This window comes from Agathobaculum sp. Marseille-P7918 (assembly GCF_900625105.1).
GTDB lineage: Bacteria > Bacillota > Clostridia > Oscillospirales > Butyricicoccaceae > Agathobaculum.
On the sequence record NZ_UYYD01000006.1, the window covers coordinates 107773 to 121748 of the forward strand.

General features: G+C 59.9%; 11 protein-coding genes, 3 tRNA genes, 1 rRNA gene and 1 pseudogene. 7 read left to right on the forward strand and 9 right to left on the reverse strand.

Annotated elements, in window-relative coordinates; translation table 11 throughout:
• Positions 1–3369 carry a PD-(D/E)XK nuclease family protein gene (locus tag EJL02_RS09800; RefSeq protein ID WP_164510375.1) on the reverse strand — a complete coding sequence of 1123 codons (3369 nt, stop codon included), beginning with the start codon at positions 3367–3369 and terminating at the stop codon, positions 1–3.
• Between the two features lie 129 nt (positions 3370–3498).
• Between EJL02_RS09800 and EJL02_RS09805 the strand changes: the two genes are divergently transcribed.
• The 7 genes from EJL02_RS09805 to EJL02_RS09835 all read left to right on the forward strand — a co-directional run bounded on the left by EJL02_RS09805 (position 3499) and on the right by EJL02_RS09835 (position 7169).
• Positions 3499–3574, forward strand: a tRNA-Phe gene (locus tag EJL02_RS09805).
• Between the two features lie 6 nt (positions 3575–3580).
• Positions 3581–3656 (forward strand) — tRNA-Gly (locus EJL02_RS09810).
• Positions 3657–3982: 326 nt separating this feature from the next.
• Positions 3983–4699 (forward strand): tRNA threonylcarbamoyladenosine dehydratase, encoded by a 717-nt coding sequence (locus EJL02_RS09815; RefSeq protein WP_125116230.1) that lies wholly within the window; start codon positions 3983–3985, stop codon positions 4697–4699.
• A gap of 69 nt (positions 4700–4768) precedes the next feature.
• The gene (gene tsaE, locus EJL02_RS09820) at positions 4769–5194 is read left to right on the forward strand and encodes a tRNA (adenosine(37)-N6)-threonylcarbamoyltransferase complex ATPase subunit type 1 TsaE (protein ID WP_125116231.1); all 426 of its coding nucleotides are present in this window, start codon (positions 4769–4771) and stop codon (positions 5192–5194) included.
• Positions 5191–5898: a tRNA (adenosine(37)-N6)-threonylcarbamoyltransferase complex dimerization subunit type 1 TsaB gene (gene tsaB / locus EJL02_RS09825; RefSeq protein ID WP_125116232.1), complete on the forward strand. Its 708-nt coding sequence runs from the start codon at positions 5191–5193 to the stop codon at positions 5896–5898. Before tsaE ends, tsaB begins: the two co-directional genes overlap by 4 nt.
• Positions 5899–5919: 21 nt before the next feature.
• A complete protein-coding gene (upp, locus tag EJL02_RS09830) occupies positions 5920–6549 on the forward strand; it encodes a uracil phosphoribosyltransferase (protein WP_125116233.1) in 630 nt (209 codons plus the stop codon).
• Between the two features lie 59 nt (positions 6550–6608).
• Positions 6609–7169, forward strand: coding sequence for a GNAT family N-acetyltransferase (locus tag EJL02_RS09835; RefSeq protein WP_125116234.1), 561 nt, complete (start codon positions 6609–6611; stop codon positions 7167–7169).
• 58 nt (positions 7170–7227) lie between these two features.
• On the opposite strand, the gene EJL02_RS09840 is transcribed toward EJL02_RS09835, so the two are convergent.
• From EJL02_RS09840 to EJL02_RS09875, 8 genes and pseudogenes are all read right to left on the reverse strand, one after another.
• The gene (locus tag EJL02_RS09840) at positions 7228–7725 is read right to left on the reverse strand and encodes a GreA/GreB family elongation factor (protein ID WP_125116235.1); all 498 of its coding nucleotides are present in this window, start codon (positions 7723–7725) and stop codon (positions 7228–7230) included.
• Between the two features lie 81 nt (positions 7726–7806).
• Positions 7807–8316: an anaerobic ribonucleoside-triphosphate reductase activating protein gene (gene nrdG / locus EJL02_RS09845; RefSeq protein WP_125116236.1), complete on the reverse strand. Its 510-nt coding sequence runs from the start codon at positions 8314–8316 to the stop codon at positions 7807–7809.
• A pseudogene (nrdD, locus tag EJL02_RS09850) lies at positions 8316–8453 on the reverse strand (anaerobic ribonucleoside-triphosphate reductase); the annotation flags it as partial. The gene nrdG and the pseudogene nrdD, both read right to left, overlap by 1 nt.
• 67 nt (positions 8454–8520) lie before the next feature.
• Entirely contained in the window at positions 8521–10854 is a 2334-nt protein-coding gene (locus EJL02_RS09855) for an anaerobic ribonucleoside triphosphate reductase (RefSeq protein ID WP_125116249.1), read from the reverse strand.
• A gap of 425 nt (positions 10855–11279) precedes the next feature.
• Positions 11280–11984 (reverse strand): hypothetical protein, encoded by a 705-nt coding sequence (locus EJL02_RS09860; protein ID WP_125116238.1) that lies wholly within the window; start codon positions 11982–11984, stop codon positions 11280–11282.
• The gene (locus EJL02_RS09865) at positions 11977–13506 is read right to left on the reverse strand and encodes a DUF1538 domain-containing protein (RefSeq protein WP_125116239.1); all 1530 of its coding nucleotides are present in this window, start codon (positions 13504–13506) and stop codon (positions 11977–11979) included. Before EJL02_RS09865 ends, EJL02_RS09860 begins: the two co-directional genes overlap by 8 nt.
• Positions 13507–13621: 115 nt before the next feature.
• Positions 13622–13738: ribosomal RNA gene (gene rrf / locus EJL02_RS09870) — 5S ribosomal RNA — on the reverse strand.
• Between the two features lie 151 nt (positions 13739–13889).
• Positions 13890–13964: transfer RNA gene (locus tag EJL02_RS09875), tRNA-Glu, on the reverse strand.
• Positions 13965–13976: the final 12 nt, after the last annotated feature.

Below are 13976 nucleotides of genomic sequence, written 5' to 3' on the forward strand. Positions count from 1 at the left end.
TCACTCACCTCCCGTCTGCTGCCAGAATTCTTCGTCGGTCAAATGCTTCAAAAAGCGCGCCTTGTCGCCCGCCGTTTCGTCAAAGCGGCAGGCCGCGCGAAATTCGCACCAGTCGCAATAGCTCGACTGCTTATCCTTTTTGCAAGGATCGGCCGTCACGCTGCCCGCGCGCAGCTCCTTGCCCATTTCGAGCAGCTTTTTGTGCGTGTAGCGTGCGAGCCGCCCGAACTTCTCCAGATCGGCCACCGCGCTTTTGGCCGCAAGCGAAGGCGCGTCCTCGCCCTTTTTGACCTTGATGGACACGGGCAGAAAACGGCCGTCGCCCTCCAGTCCGTGCTCCATCGCGTCGAGCAGCTCCATGTCGTCCGACAGCAGGCCGCTGCGGCGCAGCGCCTTGTCGCGCAGGGCGCGCAGCGTGTCCTCATCCGTGTTGCGCGCGGCTTCGGGCAGTTCCTCCCGCACCGGTACATATAATACGCCCGCGGGCACGATCTCGCTCAGCTCGGCTTCCAGCCGCGTGCGGTAGCGCTCAAGTCCCTCCTGCTGCAAGGCGTACAGATAAATCACCAGCTGCATGTTCAGCCCATACCAGATATCCGACAGCGAGAACGACTTTTTGCCGCTCTTGTAGTCCATCACGCGCAGATACAGCCGCCCGTTTTTGATATAGCCGTCCACGCGGTCCACCTTGCCGGACAGCGACACATCGCCGTCCTCATCCTCGCAGGTGACCGGCGGCAGATCGCCCCCGCGCGAGAAATCCACCTCGTAGTCGATGGGTTCAAAGTCGGACACGCGCAGCTCTTCCAACACATTTTCCACAATCTGCTCGGCCGTGCGCGCCAGCCGCCCGAACAAGTAACGGAAGCGCGCCGTGCGCGTTTCCAGTCCGCCCAGTTCCTCGCGCACATACTGCCGCACGACCGCGCGGCACACACGCCTGACAGTCTCCTGGTCGGCAGATGCCGCGCCGCCCTCGCGTTTGCCCAACTCGGCCAGCGCATGCTCGAGCACATAATGCAGGAACGTACCGGTTTCAAGCGCGTCAAACCGCGCCACCTTGCGCGGCTTGGCCTTGAGGCCGTACTGCATGAAAAACGCAAAGCGGCAGGAATAAAAGGTATCCACACGCGACGCGGTCAGGTTGAGATGCTTGCCGTACAAGCCCTCGATCGTGTGCAGATTTTCCAGCGGGCCGCGCCCACGCCGCTGTGCCGCGGCGCGATGCACCCGCTCGTCATCCTGATAAAAGTCATAGGCGGCGCGCACCGCGGGCGAACGGTCGCCCGACAGATAGGCGCACGCGAGCTCGACCGCCGGGCGCTCAGCCTGCAAGCGGTCGCGCACGGTTTGCGCCTGATGTGCGTCCAGCGGCACGCCGGGCAGCAGGCTGCGCACCGTGCCGATAAAATACGAAGGCCGCGTCTCGCCGCCGGCGGCGTCCGCCGTGTGATACGACAGCAGCAGCTCGTCCGACGGGCACGCCAGCGCGCGGTACAGCGTCTCCTGCTCCATGAGCAGGCGCTCGGCGCCATATGCCTTGAGCTCCACGCCCAGCGCGTCCAGCTTGTCCCGGTCCATATCGCTCAAGAGCGAGGTCGACGCCGTCGTTTTCGGAATCAGCCCGTCGTTGACGCCGAGCAGAATGACATATTTGACCGTTTCGCCGCATACGCGCTCGATGTTGCCGCAGGTGACGCGGTCGAGCGAAACCGGGATCGACCCGACGTCATATTCGCCCAGCACCAGCCGGAACAACTGCGCAAACCGCTCGGCGGTGAGCATGGTCTCCCCACACACCCACGCGAACTGCTCCATCGCGGAAACCAGGATCTCCCACAGCTGGCGGTACTCGTCCGCCAGCTGCAGCCGCCCCGCCTGCTCGTGCGCCGCGGCGCGGTCCGCCATGCGCTGCGGCGCGTCCACTGCAAGCAGGAAATCATACAGCGCGCGCACACAGTCGGCAGCAGGGTTTTCGCCGCGCAGCCGTTCGCGCAGCGCGGCAAACGGCGCAATCGCCCGCGCGCGCAGGGCGTTGAGCTCGTCCAGCGTGGCGCGGACGTGCTCGTCGACCGGCAAGCCGTAGCCATCCGGATGCTCGGTCCAGTCGCGCTCCCACGCGCCGCCGCGGATGTTCCACGTCAGCACATAGTTTTCCAGCCGGTCCACCTCGTCGCGTGTCAGGTTAACCAGCCCGGTTTTGAGACACGAAAACATCTCTTCATACCGGAAGCCCGTGCGCACCGCGTCCAGCGCACCCATCACCAGCGCCATCGGCGGGCGGGACAGCAGGTCGGGCTTTTCCGCCAGGAACACCGGCACGTCGTACCGCGCCATCGCCATCGCCAGAAACGCGCTGTACGGCTCGATATCCCGCGCCGTGACCACGAAGTCCCGATAGCGCGCGCCCTCGTCGCGCACCTTGCGGCGGATGTAAGCCGCTGCATGTTCACACTCGTCAAAGGGAGACGCCGCCGCATACAGGCGCACGCCCGCGCATGCCTCTTCGTGCACGCCGCGCACCGGCAGCAGGCTTTCCGCCTCGACCGCGGCCAGCCCCGCCGGACGGGACAAGCGGCTTGCCCCCAGTTCGATGCGCTCAACCGGCTGGTTGTGCCGCTTTGCCATGCGGGTGAGCGTCTTGACCGTCTTACAGCCGGTCACAAAGATTTCGGGCTGGGTCAAGTCACAGGTGACCGCCGCCGCCAGCGGCACGCCCGCGGCGAGCATCGCCTCGATGACCGCCAGCTCCTGCGCAGTAAAGCCCAGAAAGCCGTCCAGATAGACCTGTGCGCCCGCCAGCACATGGCTTTCGGGCAGACGGTCGCGCAGATGAGTCAGGCGGTCGCGCGGGTCGGGCAGCGACTGCTCACACAGGCGCTCATACGCGGTCAGCAGCTGCGCGAGATCGGACAACTTGGCAGCAAGCGCCGCGTCCTCACTCTCCTGCGACGCATCAAACAACATTTGAGGCGAAACCGCACAGGTCTTGCACTCGTCCACCAGCTGCAGCGCCTCGCGCAGCAGTTCGGGCTTGTCCGCCAGCCCGCTCCACACCGACAGGCCGCCCTGTACGCGGCGCGCCGCTTCCTGCAAGGTGAGCAGCTGCCCCGCCGGGGTCAGCATCTGCTGCGCAAGCCCCCCGACCTCGGAAAACACGCGGTCGGCCAAACGCGAAAACGTCAGCACTTCCGCCGTGCGCGCACCATGATTTTCGGTGGCTTCCGCCAGACGGCGTTCCATCTGATGCGAGTTCAGTTCCGGAACCAGCAGAACCTGTTTGCCCTCCCCGTTCCGGCAGGCCTGTGCGATCTCCCGCAAGATCGCCGTGGTTTTGCCGCTTGCTGCGCGGCCCGTCCAAATGCGCATGGTACACGCTCCTTTCGCTTGGTCTATCATACCATGTCCCGGCGGCCGGACGCAACCGATTGAAAAAAATGAAAATTTATGGTTGACTTTTCTCCATGATTCGACTATACTATATCTCGTGCTGCAAACGCCTCTGTAGCTCAGTCGGTAGAGCAGGGGACTGAAAATCCCCGTGTCGGTGGTTCGATTCCGCCCGGAGGCACCATAATATGCGGCTGTAGCTCATCTGGTAGAGCGCCACCTTGCCAAGGTGGAGGTAGCGAGTTCGAGCCTCGTCAGCCGCTCCAAAATAAAAAGACCTGTCTCAGACAGGTCTTTTTATTTTGTCTCACGGCCCGAGGCTCGAAAGCCCGGCAAAAAAACATGCCGGCGGCATGTTTTTTCGGGCGTGTGATTAGGCCGACTGCCCCAGTCGGCCGGAGCGACGCCAAATCCGACCTCGACGGACGGATTTTGTGTCTCGCGACAGGCAGCAGTTTTGCGCTGCAGCACCTGAAATCTCCCAAAGCGGACAAGATCTGCAACTCTGCCCCTCGGTTTCCAGCCCTCCCCGCTTGTCCGCCTCCCCGCTCTGTGGTATACTCTGACCATACTATATTGAGAGGTTTTCCACATGCTGCATGAGTTTTCCCGTGAAGAATTGCTGCTCGGCGCGCAGGCGCTGCACAAACTTGCTTCGTCGCACGTCGCGGTGTTCGGCATCGGCGGCGTCGGGTCGTTCGCCTGCGAGGCACTCGCCCGCGCGGGCGTCGGCGAACTGACGTTAATCGACAACGACACGGTTTCCCTGACCAACCGCAACCGTCAGCTGATCGCGCTAGCTTCCACGACCGGCCAGGCCAAGGTCGAGGTCATGCGCGCACGCATCGCGGACATTAACCCGCGCTGCACCGTACACGCACGTCAGGAGTTCTACACCCCGGACAGCACGCTCGATCTTGCGCAGTTCGACTATGTGATCGACGCGATCGACACGGTTACCGCAAAGCTGCACCTGATTACCGAATGCGACCGGCTGGGCGTGCCGCTCATCTGCTCGATGGGCACGGGCAACAAGCTCGACCCGACCCGCTTTGAAGTTTCGGACATCTACAAAACCTCGGTCTGCCCGCTCGCGCGCGTCATCCGGCTGGAATGCAAAAAGCGCCGCATCCGCCGTCTCAAAGTCGTCTACTCCAAGGAAGAGCCGCGCACGCCCCTGCCCTCGGACGAGCAGAAAGGCACGGCGGGCCGCGCCGTCCCCGGCAGCGTGTCCTTTGTGCCGCCGGTCGCCGGCATGATTCTCGCGGGCGAAGTCATCAAGACACTTGCCGCGCAGGCGCAGCCCTGAGGGCGCACCTTGCCATTTGCCCGCTTCCGTGATATGATAAAGCCAGAATCCACAAGAAAAGGTGTTCAAATGGAATATATCACCCACTCGCCCGAGGAGACCGAAGCCTTGGGCGCGGACTATGCCGCGTCGCTGCATCCGGGCGACGTTGTCGCCTTTTCCGGCGACCTCGGCGCAGGCAAAACCGCGTTCACCCGCGGCGTGCTGCGTGGCCTCGGCTATACCGGACGCGTCACCAGCCCGACCTTTGCCATCGCCAATGAATATGACACCCCCGGCGGCCGTGTGGCACATTTTGACCTGTACCGCATTCTGGACAGCGAAGCGCTGTTCGAAATCGGCTTCGAGGAATATCTGGACGGCAGCCGGATCGTTCTGATCGAATGGAGCGAAAACGCGGCCGATATCCTGCCGCCGCAGTACAAAACCGTGCACATTGCCTACGGCAGCCAGCCGGACGACCGGTTCATCACCACCGGGGAGGTGAACGCATGAAAATTCTTTCCCTTGAGTCCTCCGCCATCAGCGCGTCCGTCGCCCTGACCGAGGACGAAAAACTGATTGCCCAATCCTTTCAAAACTGCGGCCTGACCCACTCGCGCACCCTGCTGCCGATGGCGGAAAGCCTGCTGCAAAACTGCGGCGTAACGCTCGGCGACGTGGACGCCATTGCGGTGGCGCACGGTCCGGGCTCGTTCACCGGCGTGCGCATCGGCGTGGCGACGGTCAAAGGGCTGGCGCTCGGCGCGGACAAGCCGTGCATCGGCGTTTCCACGCTGGAAGCGATGGCACACGGTGCGCGTGCGCTCGGCGGCCGGCTGTGCTGCGTGATGGACGCGCGTGCCGGACAAGTTTATAACGCGCTGTTTGCCATCGAAAACGGCAGCGTACAGCGTCTGTGCGACGACCGCGCCATCAAGCTGACCGACCTTGCCGAAGAAATCGGCACGACGCCGTATTTTCTGGTTGGAGACGGGGCCGAACTATGTTATAATACCATTAGGGAGAAATGTACCGGCCTGCGTCTTGCACCGCCCGAGCTGCGTTACCCCACCGGCTACGGTGTGGCCGCTGCCGCTCTGCCGTTATTACAGGCAGGTAAAGCCTGCTCCCCGCAGGAGTTGGACGCCTTTTACCTGCGCCGTCCGCAGGCCGAACGCGAACGTATGAAACGGCTTTCCGGCGAGGCATCAAACTAACATCAAAGGAGACAAACGATTATGGCTACCGTTCATGAAATGGATCACCCGCTGATCAAGCATAAGCTCAGCCTGATGCGCGACAAGACCACCGGCGTTAAGGAGTTCCGCGAAGCGACCCGCGAGATCGCGATGCTGATGTGCTACGAAGCGACCCGCGACCTGCCGCTCAAGGAGATCACGATCGAAACCCCGCTGGCAGACGCCCGTGTGCAGGTCATCTCCGGCAAGAAGATCGCACTGGTGCCCATCCTGCGCGCAGGCCTCGGCATGGTGGATGGCATGCTGGAAATGATTCCGGCAGCAAAGGTCGGACACATGGGCATGTACCGCAATCCGGACACGCTGCAGCCGATCGAATACTACTGCAAGCTGCCGGGCGACATCCAGGACCGCGACGTCCTGCTGCTCGACCCGATGCTCGCGACCGGCGGCTCGGCGGTTGCCGCGATCGACGGCCTCAAGCGCCGCGGCGTCAAGCACATCAAGCTGATGAACCTGATCGCAGCGCCCGAAGGCATCGAAGCCGTACAGAAGGCGCATCCGGATGTGGAAATCTTCGTAGCCGCTATCGATGAGAAGCTCAACGACCATGGCTACATCGTCCCCGGTCTGGGCGACGCAGGCGACCGAATCTTCGGCACCAAGTAACAAGAGAACAAAAAAACGGTGCGGCGTTTCGCTGCACCGTTTTTACAGGAGTCAACTTCATGGAAATTCAGCACTACGAAATGGAATCCGCGCGCTTGCGCTTCCGCCGCCTGCGCGCGGACGATTATTCCCTTGTCGCACCGATTTTGCAGGACGCGGAGACGATGTACGCCTGGGAACACGGGTTCAGCTATGAGGAAGTGATCGACTGGATCGCGGACATGCTGCGCCGCTATCACGAGGACGGCTGCGGCTATTTTGCCGGGCTTGACCGCGAAACCGGCGAACTGGCTGCGCTGGCCGGCCCGCTGGTCGAACAGCTGGACGAGCAGACAACCGCGATCGGACTGGGCTGCATTGTGCGCCGCGATTTGTGGGGCCAGGGACTGGGCACAGAATGCGCCCGCGCCTCACTCGCGTTTGCTTTTGACAAGCTGAACGCCCCGCGTGTGCTCGCCCTGATCCGCCCGGAAAACGTCGCCTCGCTGCATGTGGCCGCGGCCTGCGGCATGCAACCGGTCGGCCAGATCACAAAACGCCATCAGGGCAAGGACGTGCCGCATGTGGTATGCATGCTCGCGCGTGACGCCATGCAGCCCGCAGACGGCACGGCTGAGTGATGCCAATTGCAAACAAAAACAGCGTCGGATCTTTTGAGATCTGACGCTGTTTTTTTGTTCACAGAATGGAGCCGCTTCCGTCGTCCGCTTGTTTGCTGATCGAACGGATGACCACTGTATAGGTATCGCCGTCCTCGGTCGTGACGGTCACATGGTCGCCCTGCTTTTTGCCGAGCACCGCCTTGCCCAGCGGTGCTTCCCGGCTGATGCGCCCTTGCAGCGGGTCACAGCGCACGGTCGTGACCACCTGGATCGTCTCGGTTTCGTCGTCGTCCTCAAAGTACAGTTCGACCTTGTCGAACAGGCCGACTTCGTCCGCCGCTGCCTTGTCCTCAATCACATGCGCGGACTTGATCATGCGCTCCAGATACCGGATCCGGCTGCGGTTGCGGTTCTGCGCCTGCTTGGCCGCTTTGTACTCGAAGTTTTCGCTCAGGTCGCCGAAGGCGCGCGTGCGCTTGACCTCCTCGATCAGCTCGGGCATCAGTTCGAGCTTGCGGTGGTCAAGTTCCTTCTGCATCATCGCGATATCCTGTGCGGTCAGATCGTTATGCATCCTGTTTCCTCTTTTCTCTCAACGCTTTTAGCGGGACAAACAAAGGGCCGCTCTCAGCGGCCCTTCGGTTTCGGTTCGCCTTTATCGGTACTGCTCCGCCCAGATCGGTGCGTTCGCCGCGAGCGACGCGGGCACATCCAGCACACGCTGGTTGGCGCTGCCGCGGAAGCGCAGCTCAATATTGCGCTCAGCCTCGATAAACGGCCCGTCCACCAGCAGATCCAGCTGCCCCAGCAGCTTTTGCACATACGGGTCGGGCAGCTCCATGAGCTGCTCAAACGTATATCCCGAATACGCCATCAAGTGCTTGCCCTTTGCCTTGAGTGCCACCGCCAGATGGTACAGCGGCTCGGGCTGGCAAAACGGCTCGCCGCCCGAAAAGGTCACGCCCTTGATCATCGGGTTGCGGCACATATCCTTGAGCAGCGTATCCAGATCCATGTCCTTGCCGCCTTCAAAATCATGCGTCTGCGGATTGTGACAGCCGGGACAATGGTGCGGACAGCCCTGGGTAAACAGCGTATAACGGAAGCCGGGGCCGTCCACAATGGACTCCCCGACTGTACCCGCAATGCGTATGGTGCCTTCCATCACGCGGTGTGCTCCTCTTCCATCGAGCAGCAGGAAACCGTGTGCTTGACGCGGTCATGCTCCTCTGCGCGCTTGGCATTGTTGAAACGGTCGAGCGTGCCGACCAGATAGCCCGTAATACGGCGGATGCGCTCAAAGCCCACGCCTTCACCGATTAACTGCTCCTGCATTTCCTTGTTTTCCATTATCAAAACGCTTCCTTTCTCATTCCTTGACAACTTGCAATGTATTGGGCAGACGGTCGGCCTCTTCGGCGGGATCGCCGTGATAGCCCAGCGTCATACTGTTCAGATGTTTATAGAGCCCCAGCTTCTGCAGCTTGGACAGCGGCACGCCTTCGCCCTCGTGCCGGCCGCAGCGCGGACAGGTTTCGCCGATGATGCCGGTGTAACCGCAGACCGGATCGCGGTCGATCGGATGGTTGATCGCGCCGTAGCCGATGCCGGCTTCCTTCATCGCGCGGACCACCGCTTCAAACGCCTCGAGGTTCTGCGTCGGGTCGCCGTCCAACTCGATGTAGCTGATATGACCGCCGTTGGTCAGTTCGTGATACGGCGCTTCACGCGCGATCTTGTCAAACGCGGAAATCGGATAATACACCGGGATATGGAACGAATTGGTGTAGTAATCGCGGTCGGTCACGCCTTCGATACGGCCGTATTTCTCGCGGTCGATCTTGACGAAGCGGCCGGACAGGCCTTCCGCCGGGGTCGCGATGAGCGAGAAGTTCAGGCCGTACTTTTCGCTGGCCTGATCCATGCGCTCGCGCATGTGGCCGACGATCTCAAGGCCGAGGTTCTGTGCCTCGTCGCTCTCGCCGTGGTGCTTGCCGATCAGCGCCTTAAGCGTTTCAGCAAGGCCGATGAAGCCCAGCGTCAGCGTGCCGTGCTTGAGCACTTCGCCGACCGTATCATCCGGGCCGAGCTTTTCCGAGTCGATCCACACGCCCTCGCCCATCAGGAACGGATAATTGCGCACCTTCTTGGCCGACTGGATGCGGAAACGGGCCAGCAGCTGATCGATGACCAGATCGATCTTGCGGTCCAGATCTTCAAAGAACCAATCGATATCGCCGTGACTGCGAATCGCAATGCGCGGCAGGTTGATCGAAGTAAACGACAGGTTGCCGCGGCCGTTGACGATCTCGCGGGTCGGGTCGTAATGATTGCCGATGACGCGCGTGCGGCAGCCCATATAGGCACATTCGGTTTCCGGATGGCCGGGCTTGTAATACTGCTTGTTGAACGGCGCATCGAGGAAGGAGAAGTTCGGGAACATGCGCTTGGCCGACACGCGGCAGGCCAGCTTGAACAGGTCGTAGTTCGGCTCCCCTTCGTTATAGTTGACGCCTTCCTTGACCTTGAAAATGTGGATCGGGAAAATCGGCGTCTCCCCGTTGCCCAGACCGGCTTCGGTGGCAAGCAGCAGCTGCTCGATCACCAGACGGCCTTCCGGCGACGTATCCGTGCCGTAATTGAGCGACGAGAACGGGATCTGCGCGCCCGCACGCGAATGCATGGTGTTCAGGTTATGTACCAGTGCTTCCATCGCCTGATAAGCGCTCTTGCGCGTTTCCTTGTCCGCATACTTGCGGGCGAAGCGCAGGCATTTCTGCACCGCCTGCTCGTCCAGCTTTTCGCCGAGTGCCTTGGCCATCGCCTCGTCGTAGCCGTTGTCGCCCGCGAGGCACGCCCACTTGCCGGTCTCCTGCTCCACGCGCTCGGTCAGCGCCTGTGCGTCCACCTCGTTGTTTTCGTCCGCGCCGAACACCTCGAGCGCCTTGGCCAGATTGCTGCGGAACAGCTTGCGGAAGGTCTTGCGGATGCCGGGCGCCATCGAATAATCGAAGTTCGGCACCGACTGGCCGCCGTGCTGGTCGTTCTGGTTGGACTGGATGGCGATGCACGCCAGCGCCGCGTACGAACGGATGTCGTTCGGCTCACGCAGGAAACCGTGTCCGGTGGAAAAACCGCCCTGAAACAGCTTGAGCAAGTCGATCTGGCAGCAGGTCGTCGTCAGCGTCAGGAAGTCCAAATCGTGGATGTGGATATCACCCTCGCGGTGCGCCTTGGCATGCGCCGGATCGAGGATGAACATTTCGTAAAACTGCTTGGCACCTTCCGAACCATACTTGAGCATGGTGCCCATCGCGGTGTCGCCGTCGATGTTGGCGTTCTCACGCTTGACGTCGTTTTCCAGCGAGGACTGGAAGGTCAGATCCTCGTACACCTTCATCAGCTTGGTGTTCATCTCACGCACGCGGGTGCGCTCGTTGCGATAGAGGATGTACTTTTTCGCCGTGCGGGCATGGCCGCTTTCGATCAGGACCTTCTCTACTGTATCTTGTATCTGCTCCACCGTCGGAATCTGGTCTCCGGCGGCCGCTTCCAGCACTTTTTCCACCTGTTCAGCAAGACCGCGCGCCATCTCGTAATCCTGCCCGCCGGAAGCCTGCGCCGCGCTGAAAATCGCAGCCGCAATCTTCTCGATTTCAAAGGGCGCTTTACGCCCATCGCGTTTGACGATCTGCTGAATCATAAATCCGTGTCCCTCTCTCATGCAAAGACCGCCTTGCGGCGATCACAAAATTTCGTAGTTTCCTTTGAATTTTCGCACCATATCTTGTGCCTGTGCTATATATTTTACCGCTACCGCACCGCTCTGTCAAGGGGAATCCGGCTTTTTGGAATAATTGATGGAATCCGCACATTTTTCTTGTCGGATTCTCTGAAATTTTTATTTTTTCGCCTGTGGACAGTGTGCAAAAGGGGTTGTGGATAAGCATTTCGCTGTGGAAAAACCTGTGCTTATCCTGTTGACGGCTGTGGAAAAACTGTCTTGACCCGCTGACAGACCAAACACAATATATTGTGTCATCCGTTTTTACACCTCCCCGCCTGCAAACACAAAAAAGCAGGCCGCAGCAATGCTGCGGCCTGCCAATCCATGCCATCTGCTGTGCCTCAGTCCGCCAGGCCAATGGCGCTCGACAGCGGGACAGAGAGCACCAGTCCGTGGCTGCGCGTGTTCATGCCGACCGCCTTCATCAGCGCCGTCATGATCTCCTGCCGCTCCTCGCTGCGCACGATCAGGAACACGATCTCCTTTTCGGCCTGAATCTCGATCCCGAAGAACCGCTTCACTTCATCTTCCGCGATCCCGCGCGCCGCAATCACCGTGCCGCCGCGTGCGCCCGCTTTGCGCGCCGCATCCATGGCGACGTTGGTATAGCCGCGCTCCATCACAACCACGACTGCGTCCAGTCCGCAGGCCCGTTCCGGCTTATTCATGCTCTCCGCCTCCTCTTTTTCCACATCCGATTCCGTCAGCAGCCGATGCCAGCGCACGCCGATCCCGTTGATCGGCACCGTAAAGGCAATACCCCGGCCCGGATACCGCATTTGCAGCTCATGGCCCAGTTTTTCCAGCAGCAGCCGCGCCCGCGCCTGATCGGTCAGGCAGATGACGATTGCCTTTGCCGTTTCGCCGATGCCGAGCAGGTCGAGCATTTCGGTTTTTGCCGTGCCATGCGCCATGCAGACAAAGTCCACCAGCACATGGGTATCCCGGTACAGGCGGAGCACTTTTTCGCTCTGCGACACATCGACCACAGAAACCACCAGCTCCACCGCACTGCGTGCCGCCATCTGGGGCTGATATTCACGCATTCTGATCCTCCTCTTCCAAAACGATGATCTCCTCATCCTCCGCCGTATCGCTCTGCGCCGCGTCGTCATTTCGACGCATTTTACGCTGGTACAACAAGCCGAGGATCTGAATGGTCAGCAGCGGCGTCATCGCGACCAATGCTACGATACCGAACGCATCCGTCAGGACATTGCCGCCCAATGCCTCACACGCTCCCATGGCAAAGGGCAGCAAAAACGTAGAGGTCATCGGGCCGGATGCGACGCCGCCCGAGTCAAACGCAATGCCGGTGAATATCTTCGGCACAAAAAACGTCAGGCCGAGCGCCAGCAGATAGCCGGGAACGACGATCCAATACACGGAAATGCCGGTCAAAACGCGCAGCATGGACAGCCCAACCGAGCAGGCCACGCCGATGGACAGGCTGTGCATCATCGCGCGCTGAGAAATGCCGCCGTTGGTGATCGTCTCGACCTGCCGGTTAAGTACATGCACCGCCGGCTCAGCCGTGACCAGAAAATAGCCGATCAACATGCCAAGCGGCACCAGCAGCCAGCTATGACCGCTTTTTGCCAACTGCTCACCCAGGAAATGGCCGACCGGCATGAATCCGACATTGACGCCGGTCAAAAACAGCGCAAGGCCGAAAAAGGTATATCCAAAACCAATGCCGATTTTTTTCAGCTGCATCCGGTGAAACCGGCGGAATACCAGCTGAAAAACTGCGCAGAACAAAATGATCGGCACCAGTGCGGAAAGCACTTCTTTGACGTAATCCGGCAGGCTACGTGCAAACAGGACCGCCACTTCCCGGGTATCCTGCACATCGGGCACGGTGACCTGCGTATAGCTGGAATCGCCGCTGGTATAAAAGATGCCCAGCAGCAAAACAGCGAGGATCGGGCCGATGCTGCACAGCGCAACCAGACCAAAGCTATCGTCCTGTGCATCCCGGTCGCCGCGGATCGAAGCAAGACCGATGCCAAGCGCCATGATAAACGGCACCGTGATTGGACCGGTCGTCACGCCGCCCGAGTCGAACGCCACCGCGACGAATTCATCGGGCACAAAGGCGGACAACACCAAAACGCCGACATAAAAAATAATCAGTAGCGTCGCCAATCGGATTTTGAACAAGGTACGCAGCATCGCCAGTACGAAAAACAGCCCGACACCGATCGCAACCGTCCAAATCAGCACTGCGTTGGGAATGGATGGAACCTGTCCGGCCAAAACCTGTAAATCCGGTTCGGCGATCGTAATCAAAACACCGATGATAAACGTAATGCCGATGACCGCAAAAAGGTTTTTGGTCCGCGGCAGCTGCGCGCCGATGCCCTCGCCCATTGGCGTCATGGAAACGTCCGTGCCAAGCGAGAAAAAGGCCATGCCAATGATCAGCAGCACCGCGCCGACCAGATATAAAACCAATGTACCCACCGGCATTGGTGTGATGGTGACACTCAGCAGCAATACAATCAATGTAATCGGTATAACCGACGACAACGCCTCAATAATTTTTTCCTTCAGAATCTTATTCATTGCATTTCCCCTACGAACGAAAATCAATATATTATACCATAGATAAAATGCAAATTGGGCAAATACAAGGAATCTTAACATAAAATAAACGCCGGTTCGAAAGAACCGGCGTTAGTGTGCGCGTCGAGTTATCTTCCCGGGCCGTCGCCAGCCAAGTATTGTCACCGTAAACGAGCTTAACTACTGTGTTCGGAATGGGAACAGGTGTACCCTCGTCACCATTGACACGCACTTACTTTCTTGTGAACAAGAAAGTAAGCAAAGAAAACTTCAATATTTTCTTTCCTCTTTCTTATTCAGAAAGCTCTTATATGAGAAATGCTTTCGCATTTACTCGCTTGTATAACATACCATACCGCCTACCATCTTGTCAAGAGAAAAGATGGTGACCCGTGGGGGAATCGAACCCCCGTTTGCGGCGTGAGAGGCCGCCGTCTTAACCGCTTGACCAACGGGCCATTTCAGCGAAC

Excerpts from the sequence above, each read along its gene's own strand:
- EJL02_RS09865 (WP_125116239.1), bottom strand. The coding sequence starts at position 13,506 with ATGAATAAGATTCTGAAGGAAAAAATTATTGAGGCGTTGTCGTCGGTT.
- EJL02_RS09800 (WP_164510375.1), bottom strand. The coding sequence starts at position 3,369 with ATGCGCATTTGGACGGGCCGCGCAGCAAGCGGCAAAACCACGGCGATC.
- tsaE (WP_125116231.1), top strand. The coding sequence starts at position 4,769 with ATGGAATATATCACCCACTCGCCCGAGGAGACCGAAGCCTTGGGCGCG.
- tsaB (WP_125116232.1), top strand. The coding sequence starts at position 5,191 with ATGAAAATTCTTTCCCTTGAGTCCTCCGCCATCAGCGCGTCCGTCGCC.
- nrdG (WP_125116236.1), bottom strand. The coding sequence starts at position 8,316 with ATGGAAGGCACCATACGCATTGCGGGTACAGTCGGGGAGTCCATTGTG.
- upp (WP_125116233.1), top strand. The coding sequence starts at position 5,920 with ATGGCTACCGTTCATGAAATGGATCACCCGCTGATCAAGCATAAGCTC.
- EJL02_RS09855 (WP_125116249.1), bottom strand. The coding sequence starts at position 10,854 with ATGATTCAGCAGATCGTCAAACGCGATGGGCGTAAAGCGCCCTTTGAA.
- EJL02_RS09815 (WP_125116230.1), top strand. The coding sequence starts at position 3,983 with ATGCTGCATGAGTTTTCCCGTGAAGAATTGCTGCTCGGCGCGCAGGCG.
- EJL02_RS09835 (WP_125116234.1), top strand. The coding sequence starts at position 6,609 with ATGGAAATTCAGCACTACGAAATGGAATCCGCGCGCTTGCGCTTCCGC.
- EJL02_RS09860 (WP_125116238.1), bottom strand. The coding sequence starts at position 11,984 with ATGCGTGAATATCAGCCCCAGATGGCGGCACGCAGTGCGGTGGAGCTG.
- EJL02_RS09840 (WP_125116235.1), bottom strand. The coding sequence starts at position 7,725 with ATGCATAACGATCTGACCGCACAGGATATCGCGATGATGCAGAAGGAA.